The sequence below is a fragment of the Thioclava sp. 'Guangxiensis' genome (assembly GCF_045348365.1).
GTDB classification, from domain to species: domain Bacteria; phylum Pseudomonadota; class Alphaproteobacteria; order Rhodobacterales; family Rhodobacteraceae; genus Thioclava; species Thioclava kandeliae.
Map to the genome: position 1 here is coordinate 1720510 of NZ_CP155822.1, position 15715 is coordinate 1736224.

A 15715-nucleotide genomic window follows, 5' to 3' on the forward strand; every position below is an offset into this window, starting at 1 on the left:
GCATGAGCGTTCTCAATACCCCCAACGGCTATGCCATGGACAATTCGGGCAAGCGGATCGTTGTTGATCCGGTGACCCGTATCGAAGGTCATATGCGCTGCGAAGTGAATGTGGACGAGAATGGCGTGATCCGCAACGCGGTCTCGACCGGGACCATGTGGCGTGGGCTGGAGGTCATCGTAAAGGGCCGCGACCCGCGTGACGCATGGGCCTTCGTGGAGCGGATCTGCGGTGTGTGCACCGGCACCCATGCGCTGACATCGTGCCGCGCGGTGGAGGATGCGCTGGGGATCCAGATCCCCGATAACGCCAATTCCATCCGCAACCTGATGCAGCTTGCACTACAGATCCACGATCATATCGTGCATTTCTACCACCTGCATGCGCTCGATTGGGTCAACCCGATCAATGCGCTCAAGGCCGACCCCAAAGCGACCTCGGAGCTGCAGCAGATGGTGGGCCCGAACCACCCGCTCTCCAGCCCCGGCTATTTCCGCGATGTGCAGAACCGTCTGAAGAAATTTGTCGAGAGCGGGCAGCTTGGCCTCTTCAAGAACGGCTATTGGGACAATCCCGCCTATAAGCTGCCGCCCGAGGCGGATCTCATGGCGACTACCCATTATCTGGAGGCGCTGGATCTCCAGAAAGAGGTGGTGAAACTGCACACCATCTTCGGCGGTAAGAACCCGCATCCCAACTGGCTGGTGGGCGGTGTGCCATGCCCGATCAATATCGATGGCGTGGGCTCGGTCGGCGCGATCAATATGGAACGCCTGAACCTTGTGAAATCGATCATCGACAAGGGGCTGGAGTTCAACCGCAACGTCTATATCCCCGACGTGATCGCGATCGGCGGCTTCTACAAGAACTGGCTCTATGGCGGCGGTCTGTCTTCCAAGGCCTGCCTCGCCTATGGCGATATCCCCGAGAATGCCAATGATTTCTCGCCCGAACAGCTGCATCTGCCGCGCGGCGCGATCATCAATGGCAAGCTCGACGAGGTCCATGATGTCGATGTGCGCGACCCCGAGCAGGTGCAGGAATTCGTCGACCACTCCTGGTATGAATATGGCGAGCCGGGCCTCGGCCTGCATCCATGGGACGGCGAGACCAATCCGAAATTCGAGCTGGGTCCGAATGCCAAGGGCACCAAGACCAATATCGAAGAGCTCGACGAGGGCGCGAAATACAGCTGGATCAAGGCACCGCGCTGGCGTGGCCACGCGATGGAGACCGGTCCGCTGGCGCGCTATATCATCGGCTATGCCAAAGGACATGAGGATATCAAGGGGCAGGTCGATGGCCTCCTGCGCGATATGGATCTGCCCTTCGAGGGCATCTTCTCGACGCTGGGCCGGACTGCCGCACGGGCGCTTGAATCCGAATATTGCTCGCGCCTGCAGCTGCATTTCTATGACAAGCTGATCAACCGTATCAAATCGGGCGACCAGTCCACCGCCAATATCGAGAAATGGGACCCGAGCACCTGGCCGAAAGAAGCCAAGGGTGTGGGCATGACCGAGGCGCCGCGCGGCGCGCTGGGGCACTGGATCCGCATCAAGGACGGGCGTATCGACAATTACCAATGCGTGGTGCCCACGACATGGAACGCCTCGCCGCGCGATGTGCAGGGCAATATCGGGGCCTATGAGGCAAGCCTCATGAACACGCCGATGGAGCGCCCCGAGGAGCCGGTGGAGCTGCTGCGCACGCTGCATTCCTTCGATCCCTGTCTCGCGTGCTCGACCCATGTCATGTCGGATGACGGGCAGGAGCTGACCACGGTCAAGGTGCGCTAAAGGGAGGAAAGACCATGAAATATCTCGCTATACTGGCCGTTTGGGCCGCCACGCCTGCACTGGCCCATGAGGGTCACCCCACGGCTTCTGGCCCGTTCGGGCACGAGATCTCGCATCTCGTTCTGGGCGCGGTGGCGATCGGGGTGGTCTATCTGGTGGTGGAACTGGCGCGGAAGGTCTTCGGCAAGTCCAAGGAGGACTGAGCCATGGCCGAGAAGCATATCCACCAGCCTGCGGCCGACGCCTCCGAGATCATGCCGGGCGCACGGCTGACCGGAGACGCCACGGCGGCCGATATCGAATCCATCCGCCGCCAGAATTCGGTCTATGTCTACGAGGCGCCGGTCCGGCTCTGGCATTGGGTCAATGCCGCCTGCATCACGATCCTCTGCGTCACCGGCTATTTCATCGGCGCGCCGCTGCCCTCGATGCAGATCGGCGAGGCGACGGAGCAGTTTGTCATGGGGTATATCCGCTTTGCGCATTTCGCGGCGGCGATGATCGTGACGGTCGGTTTCTTCGGGCGCATCTACTGGGCGATGGTGGGCAATCATCATGCCAAGCAGATGTTCTATGTGCCGGTCTTCAACCTGCATTTCTGGAAGGAGGTGCTGTTCGAGCTGCGCTGGTATCTGTTCATCGAGAAGAAGCCAAAGAAGTATGTGGGGCATAACCCGCTCGCGCAGCTTGCGATGTTCTTTTTCATCACGATCGGGCTGACCTTCATGCTGGTCACCGGCTGGGCGCTTTATGCTGAGGGCGCGGGGCAGGGCTCGCTGCCCGATACGCTGATGGGCTGGGTGCTGGGGATCGTGCAGAACAGCCAGCGTCTGCACACGCTGCATCATCTGGGGATGTGGGCGATCATTATCTTCATGATCATCCATATCTATGTGGCGATCCGCGAGGATATCATGTCGCGCCAGTCGATGGTCTCGACGATGATCTCGGGTCACCGCACCTTCAAGGACGACGAAATAGAGTGATTTCATAAGTCATTTAAGTATGCCGCGAGGCGTCGGAGGTGGTGCTCCGGCGCCTTTTTTCGCGTCTTCGTGAGGGGGCTTTGCGGGAACGTGTCTGTCGCGCGCGCGTTGGTTGGTCAAAGGAATTTTCAGGAGATCTATCATGGCTGACCAATCCGATCTGAAGGCAGGTGTCCGTTTTGAGACGCTTGAAGAGAACCAACCGCTAACCGGCAGCTTCGGCGATCAGGAGGTCACCGTGGTCCGGCAGGGGGATCGCGCCTTCGCTGTCTCGGCACGCTGTACCCATCTGGGTGCCGATCTGGGCACTGGTATCGTGGCGGAAGGCGAGATCCGCTGCCCCTTCCACCATGCGCGGTTTGACCTCGAGACCGGCGAGGCCACCGGTGCGCCCGCCATCACGCCTCTTGGCTGTTACAAGGTCGAGATCGCGGGGGGGATCTTGCGTGTCACCGGCAAGCAGGGCCAGCCCGAAGCGCCGGATGCTTCCGGCAGCCGTGAGAGGATCGTGGTGGTGGGCGCGGGGGCCGCGGGCCATGCCGTGGCCGACCATTTCGTGACGGCAGGCGAGGGTGCGCGTGTGACGCTGATCACCGAGGATCTCGATGCGCCTTATGACCGGACCTTTGTCTCCAAACAGGTGCTTTCGGGTGCGAAAAGCCCCGAGGAGGCCGCACTCCCCTTCGGCCATCCGCACAATCCGCGCCCCACGATCCTGCGTGGGGTGAAGGCCGAGGCGATCAACCGTCAGAAAAAACAGCTGCGCCTGTCGGACGGGCAGACGCTGCCTTACGAGACGCTGGTTCTGGCCACCGGTGCCACGCCGATTACGCCCGAATTCGACGGTGCCGACCATGAGGCGGTTTTCACTCTTCGCAGCCTAGCCGATGCCCGCGCCATCCTCGGGCGCGCGGAACGGGCGAAATCGATCGTGGTGCTCGGTTCGTCCTTTATCGGGCTTGAGGCGGCAGGGGCGCTTGCCTCCGAGGATCGCAAGGTCCATGTGGTCACACAGGACAAGGTGCCGATGGAGAAGACCCTTGGCGCAGAGATCGGTCACTTCGTTCAGAGCCAGCACGAGGCGGATGGGGTCAGTTTCCATCTGGAAACGACGCTGACCAGCTATGACGGCGCACAGGTCACGCTGAAGGATGGCCGCAAGATTGACGCTGATATGGTCGTGCTGGGTGTAGGCGTGAAGCCCGATCTGGCGCTGGCCAAGGCGGCGGGGCTGGAGCTGGCCGAGAAAGAGAACGGTGTGCAGGTGGATACCTATTTCCGCACCTCCGATCCCGCGATTTACGCGATTGGCGATATCGCCAACTATCCCGCCTGTGACGGTTCGGGCCGGTTGCGCATCGAGCATTGGGCCCATGCGGGCGATCAGGGCGCACATCTTGCGGCCTTCCTTCTGGGTGAGACCGACGGGGGCTTCGACCGGATTCCGTTCTTCTGGACCAAGCAGGGCGATGCGCAGTTGCGCTATGTCGGCCACGGCTCGCCTGCGGACGGAGTGCGGATTGACGGCAAGCTCGAGGAAAAGGATTTTGCCGCCCATTTCAAGGGGAGCTTCCTGCAAGGTGCGCTCGTGACCTGCAACCGCGATGTAGAGGCACTGGAGACCGAACGCGATTGGGAGCGCTGATCCGCAAGCTGGATAGTTTGCAGCCTCTTTCCGAGTAAACTGGAAAGCTACATTCTACCTAAGTTGGGCGCAGGATGTAGCTTTTCATGTTTTATTTATGAATAACAACATCATAATTAAATAACGCGATTAATGGCGATGGGCTCCTTTTTTGGGGACCTGCTGGATATGGTCACATAACGACCGGAGGCGCAAAGCCTCTTGCCAGCGGGCGAAAGGAGGACGCCATGCCAGCCACCACCACGCAGATACCGCGTAATATCCTGGTTCTGGGAATCGGGAATGTGCTCTGGGCCGATGAGGGCTTCGGGGTGCGCTGCGTCGAGACGATGGCGCAGACCCATGCTGTGCCCGCGAATGTGCGGCTGATGGATGGCGGCACGCAGGGTCTGTATCTGCTGCCCTTCATCGAGGATTGCGACGCGCTGATCGTGTTCGATGCCGTGGATTTCGGGCTGGAGCCCGGCACGCTGGTCACGCTGCGCGACCGCGATGTGCCCGCTTTCATGGGCGCCAAGAAGATGAGCCTGCACCAGACGGGGTTTCAGGACGTGCTGGCAACGGCCGAGCTGATGGGCCATGCGCCCGATTACATCACGCTGATCGGTTGCCAGCCCGAGGAGATCGAGGATTATGGTGGCGGATTGCGGGCCGTGACCTCGGCCCAGATCCTGCCTGCCATTGACGAATGTATCCGCGAGCTGGGTCGCTGGGATATCGGCGTGACCGAAGGCCGCACCGAGAGTGGAGATCTCGCCGATATCTCCATCCAGCGCAGCGCCTATGAGGGGGGCCGCCCCGACGCGGAAGATGCCTGCCGTATCGGTGATCACCGCTTCTTTCCTCCGGCCGCCAAGGGGCGCGCCTGATGTGTGTCGGTGTGCCTTTGCAGCTGCTTGCGCGGGACGGCATCTGCGGTGATGTGATTGAGGATGGCCAGCCACAGATCATCGACCTGTCGCTGACCCCCGAGGCCGAGGCCGGTGACTGGCTTCTGGTCTTTCTGGGGGCGGCACGCGAGGTGATTTCGGCCGGCGAGGCGGCCAAGATTTCGGCGGCCCTGGATGGCCTGCGCGCGCTGATGACCGGCGGCGATCTGGGGGCGGCATTTGCCGATCTGGAAGCCCGCACCCCCGAACTTCCCCCCCATCTCGCTGCTGCTGCCGCGCAGGGCCGCAAGACCGCCTGAAGGATTATCCCATGCATGATTTCGTAATGCCCAGTGACGTGACGCCCTCGGGAGAGGTCCATCCCCTCGTGCAGCGTTTGAGTAACGAGTTCTCCTATCCCCGCCTTGCCACGATGGAGGCGGTGGCCGAGTTCACCGGCGCCGAAGGGGTGCACTGCCTCTTTGTGCCCGGGGATGCCAAGCGCAATCTGGAGACGCCCGATGCGGCGGTGGTTCTGCCCGAGCTGCGGATGACCTTCCAGAACATGTTCGACTGTGCGGTGATCGATGACGCGATCGAGGCCGAGCTACGCCAGGAGACCCGCGCGCTGAAGACCCCGGGCTTCCTGTTTTACCGCGACGGCACCTATCTGGGGGCCATCGAGAAAGTGCGTGACTGGGATGACTATATCGCCCGCACCTCGCATATCCTTGATCTGAAAGGTTGATCCCATGGTGAGTAACTTCCATCTGCCGCCTATGGGCTTTGGTCCTGGCTCTCAGGAAACCGGCGAGGAGCTGGAATATATGGAGTTGCCCTCGGGTATGCGCACCTATTCTGCGCATATGCCCGAGGTCGATGACCCCTCCGCTGTGACCCCTGCGCTGAAGACGCTGGCCGATATCGCCAAGGCCGCCGAGGCCTGTGCCAGAGGCGGTATGGCGAGCTTCGATCTGTCGGGGCTGGATGCGCCCAACCGCGCCCTGATCGCCGAGACGATGGGGCAGGGCGAAGTTTCCATGAAGATCCGTGGCATCCCTGCACTGATGGTGCAGGAGAGCGTCTTTGCCGGTGTCTGGTCGGTCGCAGGAGCGGGTGTGGACCGGATCGAGGTGGGCCCTGTGCCAGCGGTCTCGATGACCCGCGCCTTCGAGCCTTACCGCGAGGCGCAGGGGCCGCAGGCCGCGCGCCCCAATGGCGTGGTCAATGCGCCCGCGCTGGTGGCCGAGCTTTACGATAAATCCGAGACCTATCGTGGTGGGCTGCCGCATGTGGTCAATCTGACCCTGCTGCCCCATACCGAGGAGGATCTGGTCTGGCTCGACCGCGTGCTGGGCGAGGGCGCGGTTACCATCCTGTCGCGTGGCTACGGTAATTGCCGCATCACGGCCTCCGCGCTGCGCAATGTCTGGCGGGTGCAGTTCTTCAACTCGATGGATACGCTGATCCTTGATACGTTCGAGGTGACCGATATGCCCGAGGTCGCTCTGGCAGCGCCCGAGGATCTGGAAGACAGCGCCGAGCGCATCCGCGAAGTGCTGGAGGCAATTCGGTGAGCGGGTCGATGAGCGCGCCGGTGACCGGCTTCGAGGGCAGCTATATGGGCGCCTATGACCGGATTTCGGATCAGGCGCTGATGGAATGCAAGATCTGCTGGTCGACCTATGATCCGGCGATTGGCGATGATTTCCGGCAGGTTCTGCCCGGAACGCCGTTCAATGCGCTGCCCGATGACTGGAAATGCCCCAATTGCGACGCGCCCAAGGCACAGTTCATGGTCCGAGAGGATCCGGGCGCGCCGATGATGATCGAGCAGCGCCGCATCGACGAACAGGTGCGCAACCTGATCGCCGATTTCCGCGAGATCTGGAATTCGACCATGCGCGATGTGCCCTTGTCGAACAAGGCGCTCTCGGTCGAGGCGGTGGGGTTCCGCGCCCATGAGGGGCGCGGGCTCGGGGTTCTGTTCAGCCCGTGGTTCATGAATCTGGTCCTGTTGCCGGGGGCCGATGAGGATTGGTCGGGGCTGAAGGCCGGTGCCAAGGAAATGGTCGACTTCCCCTCGGGCTGCTACGAATTTATCCATAATACGCGCGCGCAGACCGGCGGATACAAGGCCTGTTCGCTCTTCTCGCCAATGGAGGAATTCCAGACGCAGATACAGGCGCGGGAGGTGGCGCAGGCCATTATGGCCGAACTGTTCAAACAGGAGAACCGTGCCGAGACAGACCGGCGCTCGGAAATCCGTTCCTCGCGCGAGGCGGAGCTTGCCGAAGCCCGCGCGAATGAGGCACACTCTCTCGAGGAGACCCCGATTGCAGAGGGTGCCGGTCTGACGATCCCGTCGCGCAGGCAGATCATCTCGGCCGGACTGGCCAGCGAGGTGATGGCCATCGAGCCTCCGGTTGCGGGGGTGGAGAGGGAAGCGGAATGAAACAGGTTCTGGGTATCGGGTTGGAACGCCATGGCGATATGATCGCGCCGAAGCTGGTTCTGCCTGCGCCCATGCCTGTGGGTGAGGTCATGCGCGGCCGCGATCCGGAGGCGGTGGCCCAGATGATGGGCCGGCTCTTCAATCTATGCGGGGCGGCGCAATCGCAGGCCGTGCGGCTGTCGCTGGGCCTGCCCGCAGATGATGACGACACCCGCCGCGAGATCCTGCGCGATCATATGGCCAAGCTGTTTCTCTTTTGGCCCAAGGCGTTGGGCCATGCGTCCCCACCCATGCCCGAGGGCTGGCAGCGGGCTCAGCCCGCGCTTCTGCGCGACCTCTGGGGGATGGGCGAGATCCGTGACCTCGACGCGTGGCTGGTTTCGGGGCAGGGGCTGTCGCCCCTGATTTCGGCGATCGACCGGCTCTTTGCGCCGCATGAGGCGGTAGCACGGGTGGCCGATCTGTTCGACCCGATGCTGAAAATGGCGCAGGAGAATTCTCCCGCCGGTCGTATGGCTTTCCACCCGCTGATGAAACAGGCCGAGGAAACTCGTGGGCGCGGGCCGCTCTGGCGTGCTCTGGGCCGGCTTCTGGATCTGACGCGGATCATCACGCGGCCTGCAGGCCCTGTCCTGCGCCCCGACAATACCGCACTCGTCGCGGCGGCCCGCGGCACCTATGCGCTGCGTGGGCATCTTGCAGGCGGGGTGGTGGAGACGCTCGAACGGGTGACGCCCACCGACCATCTTCTGGCTCCGGGCGGGGCGATGGAACTGTCGCTGGCCACATTGCCATGGCGCAAGGCGGGGCTCGCGGCGCTGGTCGTCGATATTCTCGATCCTTGCATTGCGGTCGAGATCAAGGGGGTGCCCCATGCATGAGATGGCGATTGCCGAAGGGATCCGTGGCGTGGTCGAGGACGCGGCGCGGGCCAATGACGTGCGCAAGATCACCAGGCTGCGTCTGGAGATCGGACGTTTTGCAGGCGTCGAGAAACACGCGCTGGAATTCGCCTTCGAGGTGGTGATGCGCGGCTGCCCTGCCGAAGGGGCGGTGCTGGAGATTATCGATCTTCCCGGTCGGGCGCTGTGCTACGACTGTATGGAAGAGGTGGAGATCATGGATCGTCTGGACCCATGCCCGCTTTGCGGCAGCGGCAAGCTGATGCCTCAGGGCGGAGACGAGATGCGGATCAAGGATATGGAGGTGGCGTGATGTGCACGGTATGTGGTTGCAGCGGTCATACGATCGAGGATGAATTCAAGGCCCATCTGGCAAAGCAGGGGGCGGATCTGGCGCGCGGCCAGCGCCCCTTCGAATGGCCCACGCTGGCGCCCGCCAAGGCGATGGCGCAGCCCCAGGCCCGCAAGCAGACGCAACAGCCGGTTGTCTCCGACGGGTTCGATATCCATTGCGGCCATGGCTCGGCGGGCGTCGAGGTGCCCGGTTTCTCGCAGGCCCGCCTGATCGAGATCGAGACCGGCATCCTGTCGAAAAACGATATGTTCGCGCGGGGAAACCGTGTGCGTCTGGCGCAGGACGGGATCTTTGCCACCAATCTCGTATCCTCGCCCGGTTCGGGCAAGACGACCCTTCTGTGCCGCACCATCGAGATGCTGGCGGACCAGCCTCTGGCGGTGATCGAGGGCGACCAGCAAACCACCAATGATGCCGACCGTATCCGTGCCACCGGCGCGCAGGCCATTCAGGTGAATACCGGAAAGGGCTGCCATCTGGATGGCAAGATGGTGGAAACCGCGCTCGACCGTCTGGGTCTGGGCCGCAACGCGCTTCTGTTCATCGAGAATGTCGGCAATCTGGTTTGCCCTGCAGCCTTCGATCTGGGCGAGGATGCCAAGGTCGCGATCCTCTCGGTCACCGAGGGAGAGGACAAGCCACTGAAATATCCCGATATGTTCACTGCCGCCAAGATCGCTCTGCTCAACAAGGTCGATCTGGCCCCCTATTGCGATGTCGATCTGGATCTCTACGAGGCCAATCTGCGCCGCGTGAACCCCGATCTCGCCATCCTGCGCGTCTCGGCGCGCACGGGCGAGGGGATGCAGGCCTGGCTCGACTGGCTGATGGCGGGGCTTGCCCGCAAGGCTGTCTAATGGCCCCCGCACCTCTGCCATCGGTTCTTCTGGTCGATGACGAGCCGCATTCGCTGACGGCGATGAAGCTCGCGCTGGAAGATGAGTTCGAGATTTTCACCGCCCCCGATGCGGGTGCGGCTCTGGGCGTGCTTGAAAACGAATGGATCCAGGCGATCCTGTGCGACCAGCGCATGCCGGGCCGGACGGGGGTGGATTTTCTGACCGAGGTGCGCGAGCGCTGGCCCGAGACCGTGCGTATGATGATCACCGGCTATACCGACAGCACCTCGATGGTGGCGGCGATCAACGAGGCGGGTGTGCACCAGTTCATCGCGAAACCATGGCATCCCGAGCAGCTGTTGATGGCGGTGCGCAATGCGGTAAAGCTGTTCCAGCTGGCGCGTGATAACGAGCGGATGCAGCTGGAGATGCGCTTCCTGTCCAGCACGTCGGAAAGCCGTCTGGAAAAGCGCCGCCGTGCGCTGCGCGAGGGGATGGGGTTCGAGACCATCCTGCGCAGCCCCAATTCCGCGATGAACGACACGGTGGCCATCGCGCGGCAATATGCCAGTTTTGACATCCCTGTCTTGCTTGGCGGCGAGGCGGGCACCGGCAAGGCGCAGCTGGCACGGGCGATGCATTATGGCAGCCTGCGTGCGGAAAAGCCGTTTTACGAGTTCAATCTTGCTGGCGTGCCCGAAGAGCTGGCGATGGTCGAGCTGTTCGGGGCCAAGCGTGGCGTGCTGCCGGGCGGCGTGAACCGCATCGGGCTGATGCAGAAGGCCGATCGCGGGACGCTCTATCTGGCGGGGGTCGATGAGGCATCCCCCGCGATGCAGCTGGCGCTGTTGCGGGTGCTGACCGAAGGCTCGATCACGCCTCTGGGCGGGCAGGAAACCGTGGGCACCAATCTGCGGCTGATCTGCGGGTCGAATGTGGATCTGCGCAGCAAGGTCGCCGATGGGGCCTTCCGCAGTGATCTTTATTATGCGCTGTCGGTGGGCGAGATCGGGCTTCTGCCGCTGCGTGCGCGGCGCGGCGATGTAGCGATGCTGGCCCAGCATATTCTGGCCGAGGCGGCCTCGATCCATTCGAAGCCCGTGATGGGATTTGAGGCTCCGGCGCTGGAGTTTCTGGAGAATTACGACTGGCCGGGCAATCTGCGGGAGCTGACCAACGAGGTCACGCGCATGCTGATTTTCGCGCAGGAGAATGTGCTGGGGGCCGAGCTGATCTCGCGCCATATCCTGCAGGCGGCACCCTCTGAGGAGGGCGCGGACCGTTCTGCCGAGGAAGACGCGTTGCAGGCCAATGGCCAGCTGAAGGACCGGATCGAGTTGATGGAAATGCGGATCCTGCGCGAGACGCTGACCCGCCATCGCTGGAACAAGAGCCGTGCGGCCGCCGAGCTGGGCCTTAGTCGTGTCGGGCTCAGGGCGAAGCTCGACCGGTACGGGATTATGGGCCCTCAGGCCCGCGTGGAAGAGGAGGATGACTGATGTGTTTGGGCATTCCGGGACAGATCGTCGAGATCAGTGACGAGGCGCGGATGATGGCCGTGGCCGAGGTGTCGGGGGTGCGGCGCGCGGTCAATGTGGCCTGTATCGCCGACGGGCCGCTTGACGGGCTGATCGGCGAATGGGCGCTGATCCATGTGGGTTTTGCCATGGCGCGGATCGACGAAGACGAGGCCGCGCAGACTTTGGCGGCACTCCACGAGCTGGGCGAGACGCAGGAGGCGCTTGAACAGATGGCGGCCGGTGATGCGGCTCTGGAAGGGCGGGTGTGAGATGGCGTTGAAATTTGCCTCCGAATTCCGCGATCCGAAACTGGCCCGCGCGTTGTTGCAAGCCATCGCCGAGAAGGCCGATGCCATAGGCGCTACCCGCGAAAAGCCCATCCATATCATGGAGATCTGCGGCGGTCATACGCATTCTATCTTCCGCTACGGGCTCGATAAGCTGATCCATGAGGGGGTGGAGTTCATCCACGGTCCGGGCTGTCCGGTCTGCGTTCTGCCACGTGCGCGGGTTGATGAATGTATCGAATTGGCCGAGCGTCCGGAGGTGATCTTCACCACGTTCGGGGATGCGATGCGGGTGCCTGGCTCGACCAAGTCGCTCATTCAGGCCAAGGCCGATGGGGCCGATATCCGCATGGTCTATAGCCCGCTCGATGCGCTGGAACTTGCGCGCCGCAATCCCGACCGCGAGGTGGTCTTCTTCGGGCTGGGGTTCGAGACAACCACCCCCTCGACCGCGCTGGCGATCCAGCAGGCAGCGCGCGAAGGGCTCGCAAACTTCTCGGTCTTCTGCAACCACATCACTGTGCCCGAACCGATCAAGGCGCTACTCGATGACCCCTATATGATGCTCGACGGGTTCATCGGGCCGGGCCATGTGTCGATGGTGATCGGTATCCACCCCTATGATTTCATCGCGCAAGATTATGGCAAGCCGATTGTGGTGGCAGGGTTCGAGCCGACCGATCTTCTCCAATCCGTGCTGATGGTGCTGACCCAGATCGAGGCAGGTCAGGCCCGTGTCGAGAACCAGTATGGCCGCGTGGTGCCCGAGCATGGCAATTCTGTTTCCATTGCCGCCATCAATGATGTCTACGAGAAGCGCCCTTCCTTCGAGTGGCGCGGCTTGGGCGAGATCGACGCCTCCGGCATGCGTATCCGTGATGCCTACCGCGCCTATGACGCCGAGGAGAAATTCGGGATCGGCTATGCGGTGGGTCGCCGTGAGGTGCCCGAGGTCGAAGGCTGCGCCTGCGGTCAGGTCATGACGGGGCGGATCAAGCCGACCCAGTGCCCGCAATTCGGCAAGGGCTGCACACCGGAAACCGCGCTTGGCGCACTGATGGTCAGCTCCGAGGGCGCCTGCGCGGCCTATTGGCAATATGGCGGTGCCCGCACGGCGGCTGAATAACTGAAATCATAGGCGGGATCGGAGGCGCGAGCCTCCGGCGGCGCAAGCGGGGCTCGATGCCCCGTTGCGGCGCAGCTCCCCTCAAAGGACAAGACTTATGGCACTAAGAGGCGAACGCGTCACATTGGCCCATGGTGGCGGTGGCCGGGCAATGCGCGATCTGATCGAGGAGATTTTCACCTCCGTTTTCGCACCGCCCGGCATGGAAGATCAGGCCCGCCTGATGTCGGACGCCCTGCACGACCCGGGCGCGCGGCTCGCTTTCACCACCGACGGGTTCGTGGTCACGCCAATGGAATTTCCGGGTGGTAACATCGGCAAGCTCGCCGTCTGTGGCACCGTCAATGATCTGGCCGTAGGCGGGGCAACCCCACTCTGGCTCTCGGCCGCTTTCATTATCGAGGAGGGCACCGAATTCGCCGTTCTGCGCCGGATTGTGGCCACCATGGCGCGCGAGGCCGAAGCGGCGGGCGTGCGCATCGTCACCGGCGATACCAAAGTGGTCGAGCGCGGCGCTTGCGATGGTGTCTTCATCACCACCTCGGGCATCGGGGTGATCCCTGCCTCGCGCGATATGGCGGCCTGCCATGTCCGTGCGGGCGATGTGGCCATCGTCAACGGGGTCTTGGGCGATCACGGCGCAACCATCCTTGCGGCCCGCGGCGATCTGGCGCTCTCTTCGGCGATCGAGAGCGATTGCGCAGCGCTGGGGCATCTGATGGAGGCTGCTCTGAGTGCCGCCCCCGAAGCCCGTGCCGCCCGCGACCTGACCCGAGGCGGTCTTGCCTCCGCGCTCAACGAGATTGCCGAAGAGGCGGGCTGTGGCATTGTGATCGACGAGGATGCGCTGCCGCTGAGGGCCGAGGTGGTGGGCATGTGCGAGATTCTGGGGCTCGATCCGCTCTATCTCGCCAATGAGGGGCGTTTGGTGCTGTTTGTCCCCGCAGACCAAGCCGAGGCCGCGCTGGCCGCCATGCAGGCCCTGCCCGAGGGCGAAGGCGCGGCGATCATCGGGCGGGCGGTGGCGGATCATGCGGGTCAGGTGCGGATGCGCACCGCATTCGGTGGCACCCGCATCGTTGATATGCTGGTGGGCGAACAGCTCCCCCGTATCTGTTAGGGGCGTATCTGCGAGGCTATTCGCGGATCGTCACGAACCATGCAAAGCGGGCGGTCTCGCCCGCGCCCAGGCTCATCGTATAGGGCCGGTCCTCGATTTTTGCCCCCGCCCCATGCCATGCCGCCATCCCGTGCCACGGCTCGATGCACAAAAACGGCGCGCCGGGCGGTTGCCAGAGCGCGAGGTTCGGCAGATTGGCAAAGCGGAAATCGAGGCTCGGGCCGGTTTCCCCCTGATAGCGCAGCGCCTCGCCCGTGCCTTCGGGGAAAATCGCGGCATTCTTGGCAAAAAGATCGTGGGAAAGCGTGAGGCTTCCCTGATGGAAGGGCGAGGCTTCCGTCTCGCGCGAGATCAGCCCCTTCACCACGCGGTTCATCACGGGCTCCGCGCCATTGGCCAGCTCGATCTTATGGGCACCGGTGGCATCGGGCAGCGGCCAGCGGAAGGCCGGATGAAAGCCCAGACCGAAGGGCATGGGCACGCTATCCTCATTGGTGACGGTGGCTGCGACCTCGAGCGTCGGGCCGGTTACGCGATGGGTCAGCTGCAGGCGGAACTTGTAGGGGTAGCTTTCGGTCGCCTCCGAGGGCACCAGCTCATGCGTCACATGCGCCTCGTCTTGCGCGACAACCGTAAAGGGCAGGCGGCGGGCAAGCCCGTGCTGGGGCATGTCATAGGTCTGGCCACGGATCTCGATCCTATCGTCGGGCGCACGGCCCACGATGGGAAACAGGACCGGCGAGCGCCCCGTCCACCATTCGGCATCGCCATTCCAGAGGAACTCCGCCCCACGGAAGACAAGCGACTGCATCTCGGCGCCCATATCGGAGACGGTCACGGTGAGGTCGGGGGAGGTGATGGTGGTCATGGTCTCACTCTTCGAAATAATCATCATCCAATGTTTTCAGGGTGTAAGTCTTCCCCAATCGAATACCTACATTATGCAAGATCATCAGTTCTGCAAGTCGCGCTCCGTTCAGTAGCACAACCCGCTGCTGAACCCGTGATACATAGTCGATGGCTTCTCGTGAGAAATCGGATGTCGTCACGAATACGCCTTTATTCGCGCCTTCTCCATTCAGGCTTCCGATGAATTGCTGGATTGCAGGCCGCCCGATCTTATTGTCGGGTTGATAGCGTTTCGCCTGAATATAGACGGCATCAAGGCCGAGCGCATCTTCGTTGATAACCCCATCAATGCCGCCATCACCAGTGGCTCGGGTCATTTGCGCCCGTTGTATGTCGCCGCCGCCATAGCCCATCGCACTGAGTAGATCGAGGATCAGCCGCTCGAATTTTGCGGGCGAGATTTGCAACATCGCTTCCAACAGGTCGTCTCGAAGCGCACCAAGCAAGGTAGAGTAAGCGGTTTCAATCGCGTCATCTGGCGTTCTATCTTCGGTGAGGTGATTTGGTGCGACAGCCTGATCCACCGGGGTTCGGGAAGTTTCTTTCCATTCCACGAAATCGGCAAAGTCAGAAAGTGTTTCGTTGTCGATACTGGTTGGATTTTGAGCCAGAAGCACGCGTCCTTTGGGTGTGATCTGGTGAAAATTTCGACGTGGGGAATGCAATAGACCCGCTTTACCCATGTAGACGCGTGCCCAATGAGCTCGATTATACAAGCGTGTGCTTTTGCCTGTCGGTAACAATTCTTGTGCTTCTTCATCCGAAATAGCGAAGTGTGTTTGCAACTCGGGCAGACATTCGCGCACGTTTGTCTTTCCTGCCGCAAAGAGTTTCAGCATTGGCAGCATGAAGGTCTGGTAATCGGGTATCGGCAAAGGATTATTCCTGAAAAGAAAAGCAGGC

At 62.3% G+C, this 15715-nt stretch carries 18 protein-coding genes; 16 read left to right on the forward strand and 2 right to left on the reverse strand.

The features are described 5' to 3' along the window. The first annotated feature begins 2 nt into the window (after nt 1–2). From ABEB22_RS08475 to hypE, 16 genes are all read left to right on the forward strand, one after another. Nucleotides 3–1799, forward strand: coding sequence for a nickel-dependent hydrogenase large subunit (locus tag ABEB22_RS08475; RefSeq protein WP_339113316.1), 1797 nt, complete (start codon nt 3–5; stop codon nt 1797–1799). 14 nt (nt 1800–1813) lie between these two features. Then, a complete protein-coding gene (locus ABEB22_RS08480; protein ID WP_339113315.1) occupies nt 1814–2002 on the forward strand; it encodes a hypothetical protein in 189 nt (62 codons plus the stop codon). Between the two features lie 3 nt (nt 2003–2005). After that, the gene (gene cybH, locus ABEB22_RS08485; protein WP_406870060.1) at nt 2006–2785 is read left to right on the forward strand and encodes a Ni/Fe-hydrogenase, b-type cytochrome subunit; all 780 of its coding nucleotides are present in this window, start codon (nt 2006–2008) and stop codon (nt 2783–2785) included. Nucleotides 2786–2927: 142 nt separating this feature from the next. Then, entirely contained in the window at nt 2928–4430 is a 1503-nt protein-coding gene (locus tag ABEB22_RS08490; RefSeq protein ID WP_406870061.1) for an FAD-dependent oxidoreductase, read from the forward strand. A gap of 227 nt (nt 4431–4657) precedes the next feature. Further along, nucleotides 4658–5299 carry a HyaD/HybD family hydrogenase maturation endopeptidase gene (locus ABEB22_RS08495; protein WP_339113312.1) on the forward strand — a complete coding sequence of 214 codons (642 nt, stop codon included), beginning with the start codon at nt 4658–4660 and terminating at the stop codon, nt 5297–5299. After that, entirely contained in the window at nt 5299–5619 is a 321-nt protein-coding gene (locus ABEB22_RS08500) for a HypC/HybG/HupF family hydrogenase formation chaperone (RefSeq protein ID WP_339113311.1), read from the forward strand. Before ABEB22_RS08495 ends, ABEB22_RS08500 begins: the two co-directional genes overlap by 1 nt. 11 nt (nt 5620–5630) lie before the next feature. After that, a complete protein-coding gene (locus tag ABEB22_RS08505) occupies nt 5631–6047 on the forward strand; it encodes a hydrogenase accessory protein (RefSeq protein ID WP_339113310.1) in 417 nt (138 codons plus the stop codon). Nucleotides 6048–6051: 4 nt separating this feature from the next. Beyond that, a complete protein-coding gene (locus ABEB22_RS08510) occupies nt 6052–6876 on the forward strand; it encodes a hydrogenase expression/formation protein (RefSeq protein ID WP_406870062.1) in 825 nt (274 codons plus the stop codon). A 20-nt stretch (nt 6877–6896) separates the two neighbouring features. Continuing rightward, nucleotides 6897–7754 carry a [NiFe]-hydrogenase assembly chaperone HybE gene (gene hybE / locus ABEB22_RS08515; protein WP_350938792.1) on the forward strand — a complete coding sequence of 286 codons (858 nt, stop codon included), beginning with the start codon at nt 6897–6899 and terminating at the stop codon, nt 7752–7754. Further along, entirely contained in the window at nt 7751–8635 is an 885-nt protein-coding gene (locus tag ABEB22_RS08520; protein WP_350938711.1) for a HupK protein, read from the forward strand. Before hybE ends, ABEB22_RS08520 begins: the two co-directional genes overlap by 4 nt. Beyond that, the gene (gene hypA, locus ABEB22_RS08525; RefSeq protein ID WP_406870063.1) at nt 8628–8969 is read left to right on the forward strand and encodes a hydrogenase maturation nickel metallochaperone HypA; all 342 of its coding nucleotides are present in this window, start codon (nt 8628–8630) and stop codon (nt 8967–8969) included. The genes ABEB22_RS08520 and hypA overlap by 8 nt, the downstream gene beginning before the upstream one ends. Beyond that, complete coding sequence (gene hypB / locus ABEB22_RS08530) at nt 8969–9868, forward strand: hydrogenase nickel incorporation protein HypB (RefSeq protein ID WP_339113306.1); 900 nt, start codon at nt 8969–8971, stop codon at nt 9866–9868. The genes hypA and hypB overlap by 1 nt, the downstream gene beginning before the upstream one ends. Further along, nucleotides 9868–11349: a sigma-54-dependent transcriptional regulator gene (locus ABEB22_RS08535; RefSeq protein WP_406870064.1), complete on the forward strand. Its 1482-nt coding sequence runs from the start codon at nt 9868–9870 to the stop codon at nt 11347–11349. Before hypB ends, ABEB22_RS08535 begins: the two co-directional genes overlap by 1 nt. Beyond that, on the forward strand, nt 11349–11639 hold the full coding sequence (gene hypC / locus ABEB22_RS08540; RefSeq protein ID WP_350938703.1) for a HypC/HybG/HupF family hydrogenase formation chaperone: 291 nt from the start codon (nt 11349–11351) through the stop codon (nt 11637–11639). The genes ABEB22_RS08535 and hypC overlap by 1 nt, the downstream gene beginning before the upstream one ends. Before the next feature lie 7 nt (nt 11640–11646). Next, complete coding sequence (hypD, locus tag ABEB22_RS08545) at nt 11647–12783, forward strand: hydrogenase formation protein HypD (protein ID WP_406871137.1); 1137 nt, start codon at nt 11647–11649, stop codon at nt 12781–12783. Between the two features lie 97 nt (nt 12784–12880). Then, nucleotides 12881–13903 (forward strand): hydrogenase expression/formation protein HypE, encoded by a 1023-nt coding sequence (hypE, locus tag ABEB22_RS08550; protein WP_406870065.1) that lies wholly within the window; start codon nt 12881–12883, stop codon nt 13901–13903. A gap of 16 nt (nt 13904–13919) precedes the next feature. Here the strand turns inward: hypE and ABEB22_RS08555 are convergent, their stop codons facing one another. Beyond that, nucleotides 13920–14771 (reverse strand): aldose 1-epimerase family protein, encoded by an 852-nt coding sequence (locus ABEB22_RS08555; RefSeq protein ID WP_406870066.1) that lies wholly within the window; start codon nt 14769–14771, stop codon nt 13920–13922. Nucleotides 14772–14775: 4 nt separating this feature from the next. After that, complete coding sequence (locus tag ABEB22_RS08560; protein WP_339113301.1) at nt 14776–15687, reverse strand: restriction endonuclease; 912 nt, start codon at nt 15685–15687, stop codon at nt 14776–14778. Nucleotides 15688–15715 lie beyond the last annotated feature (28 nt).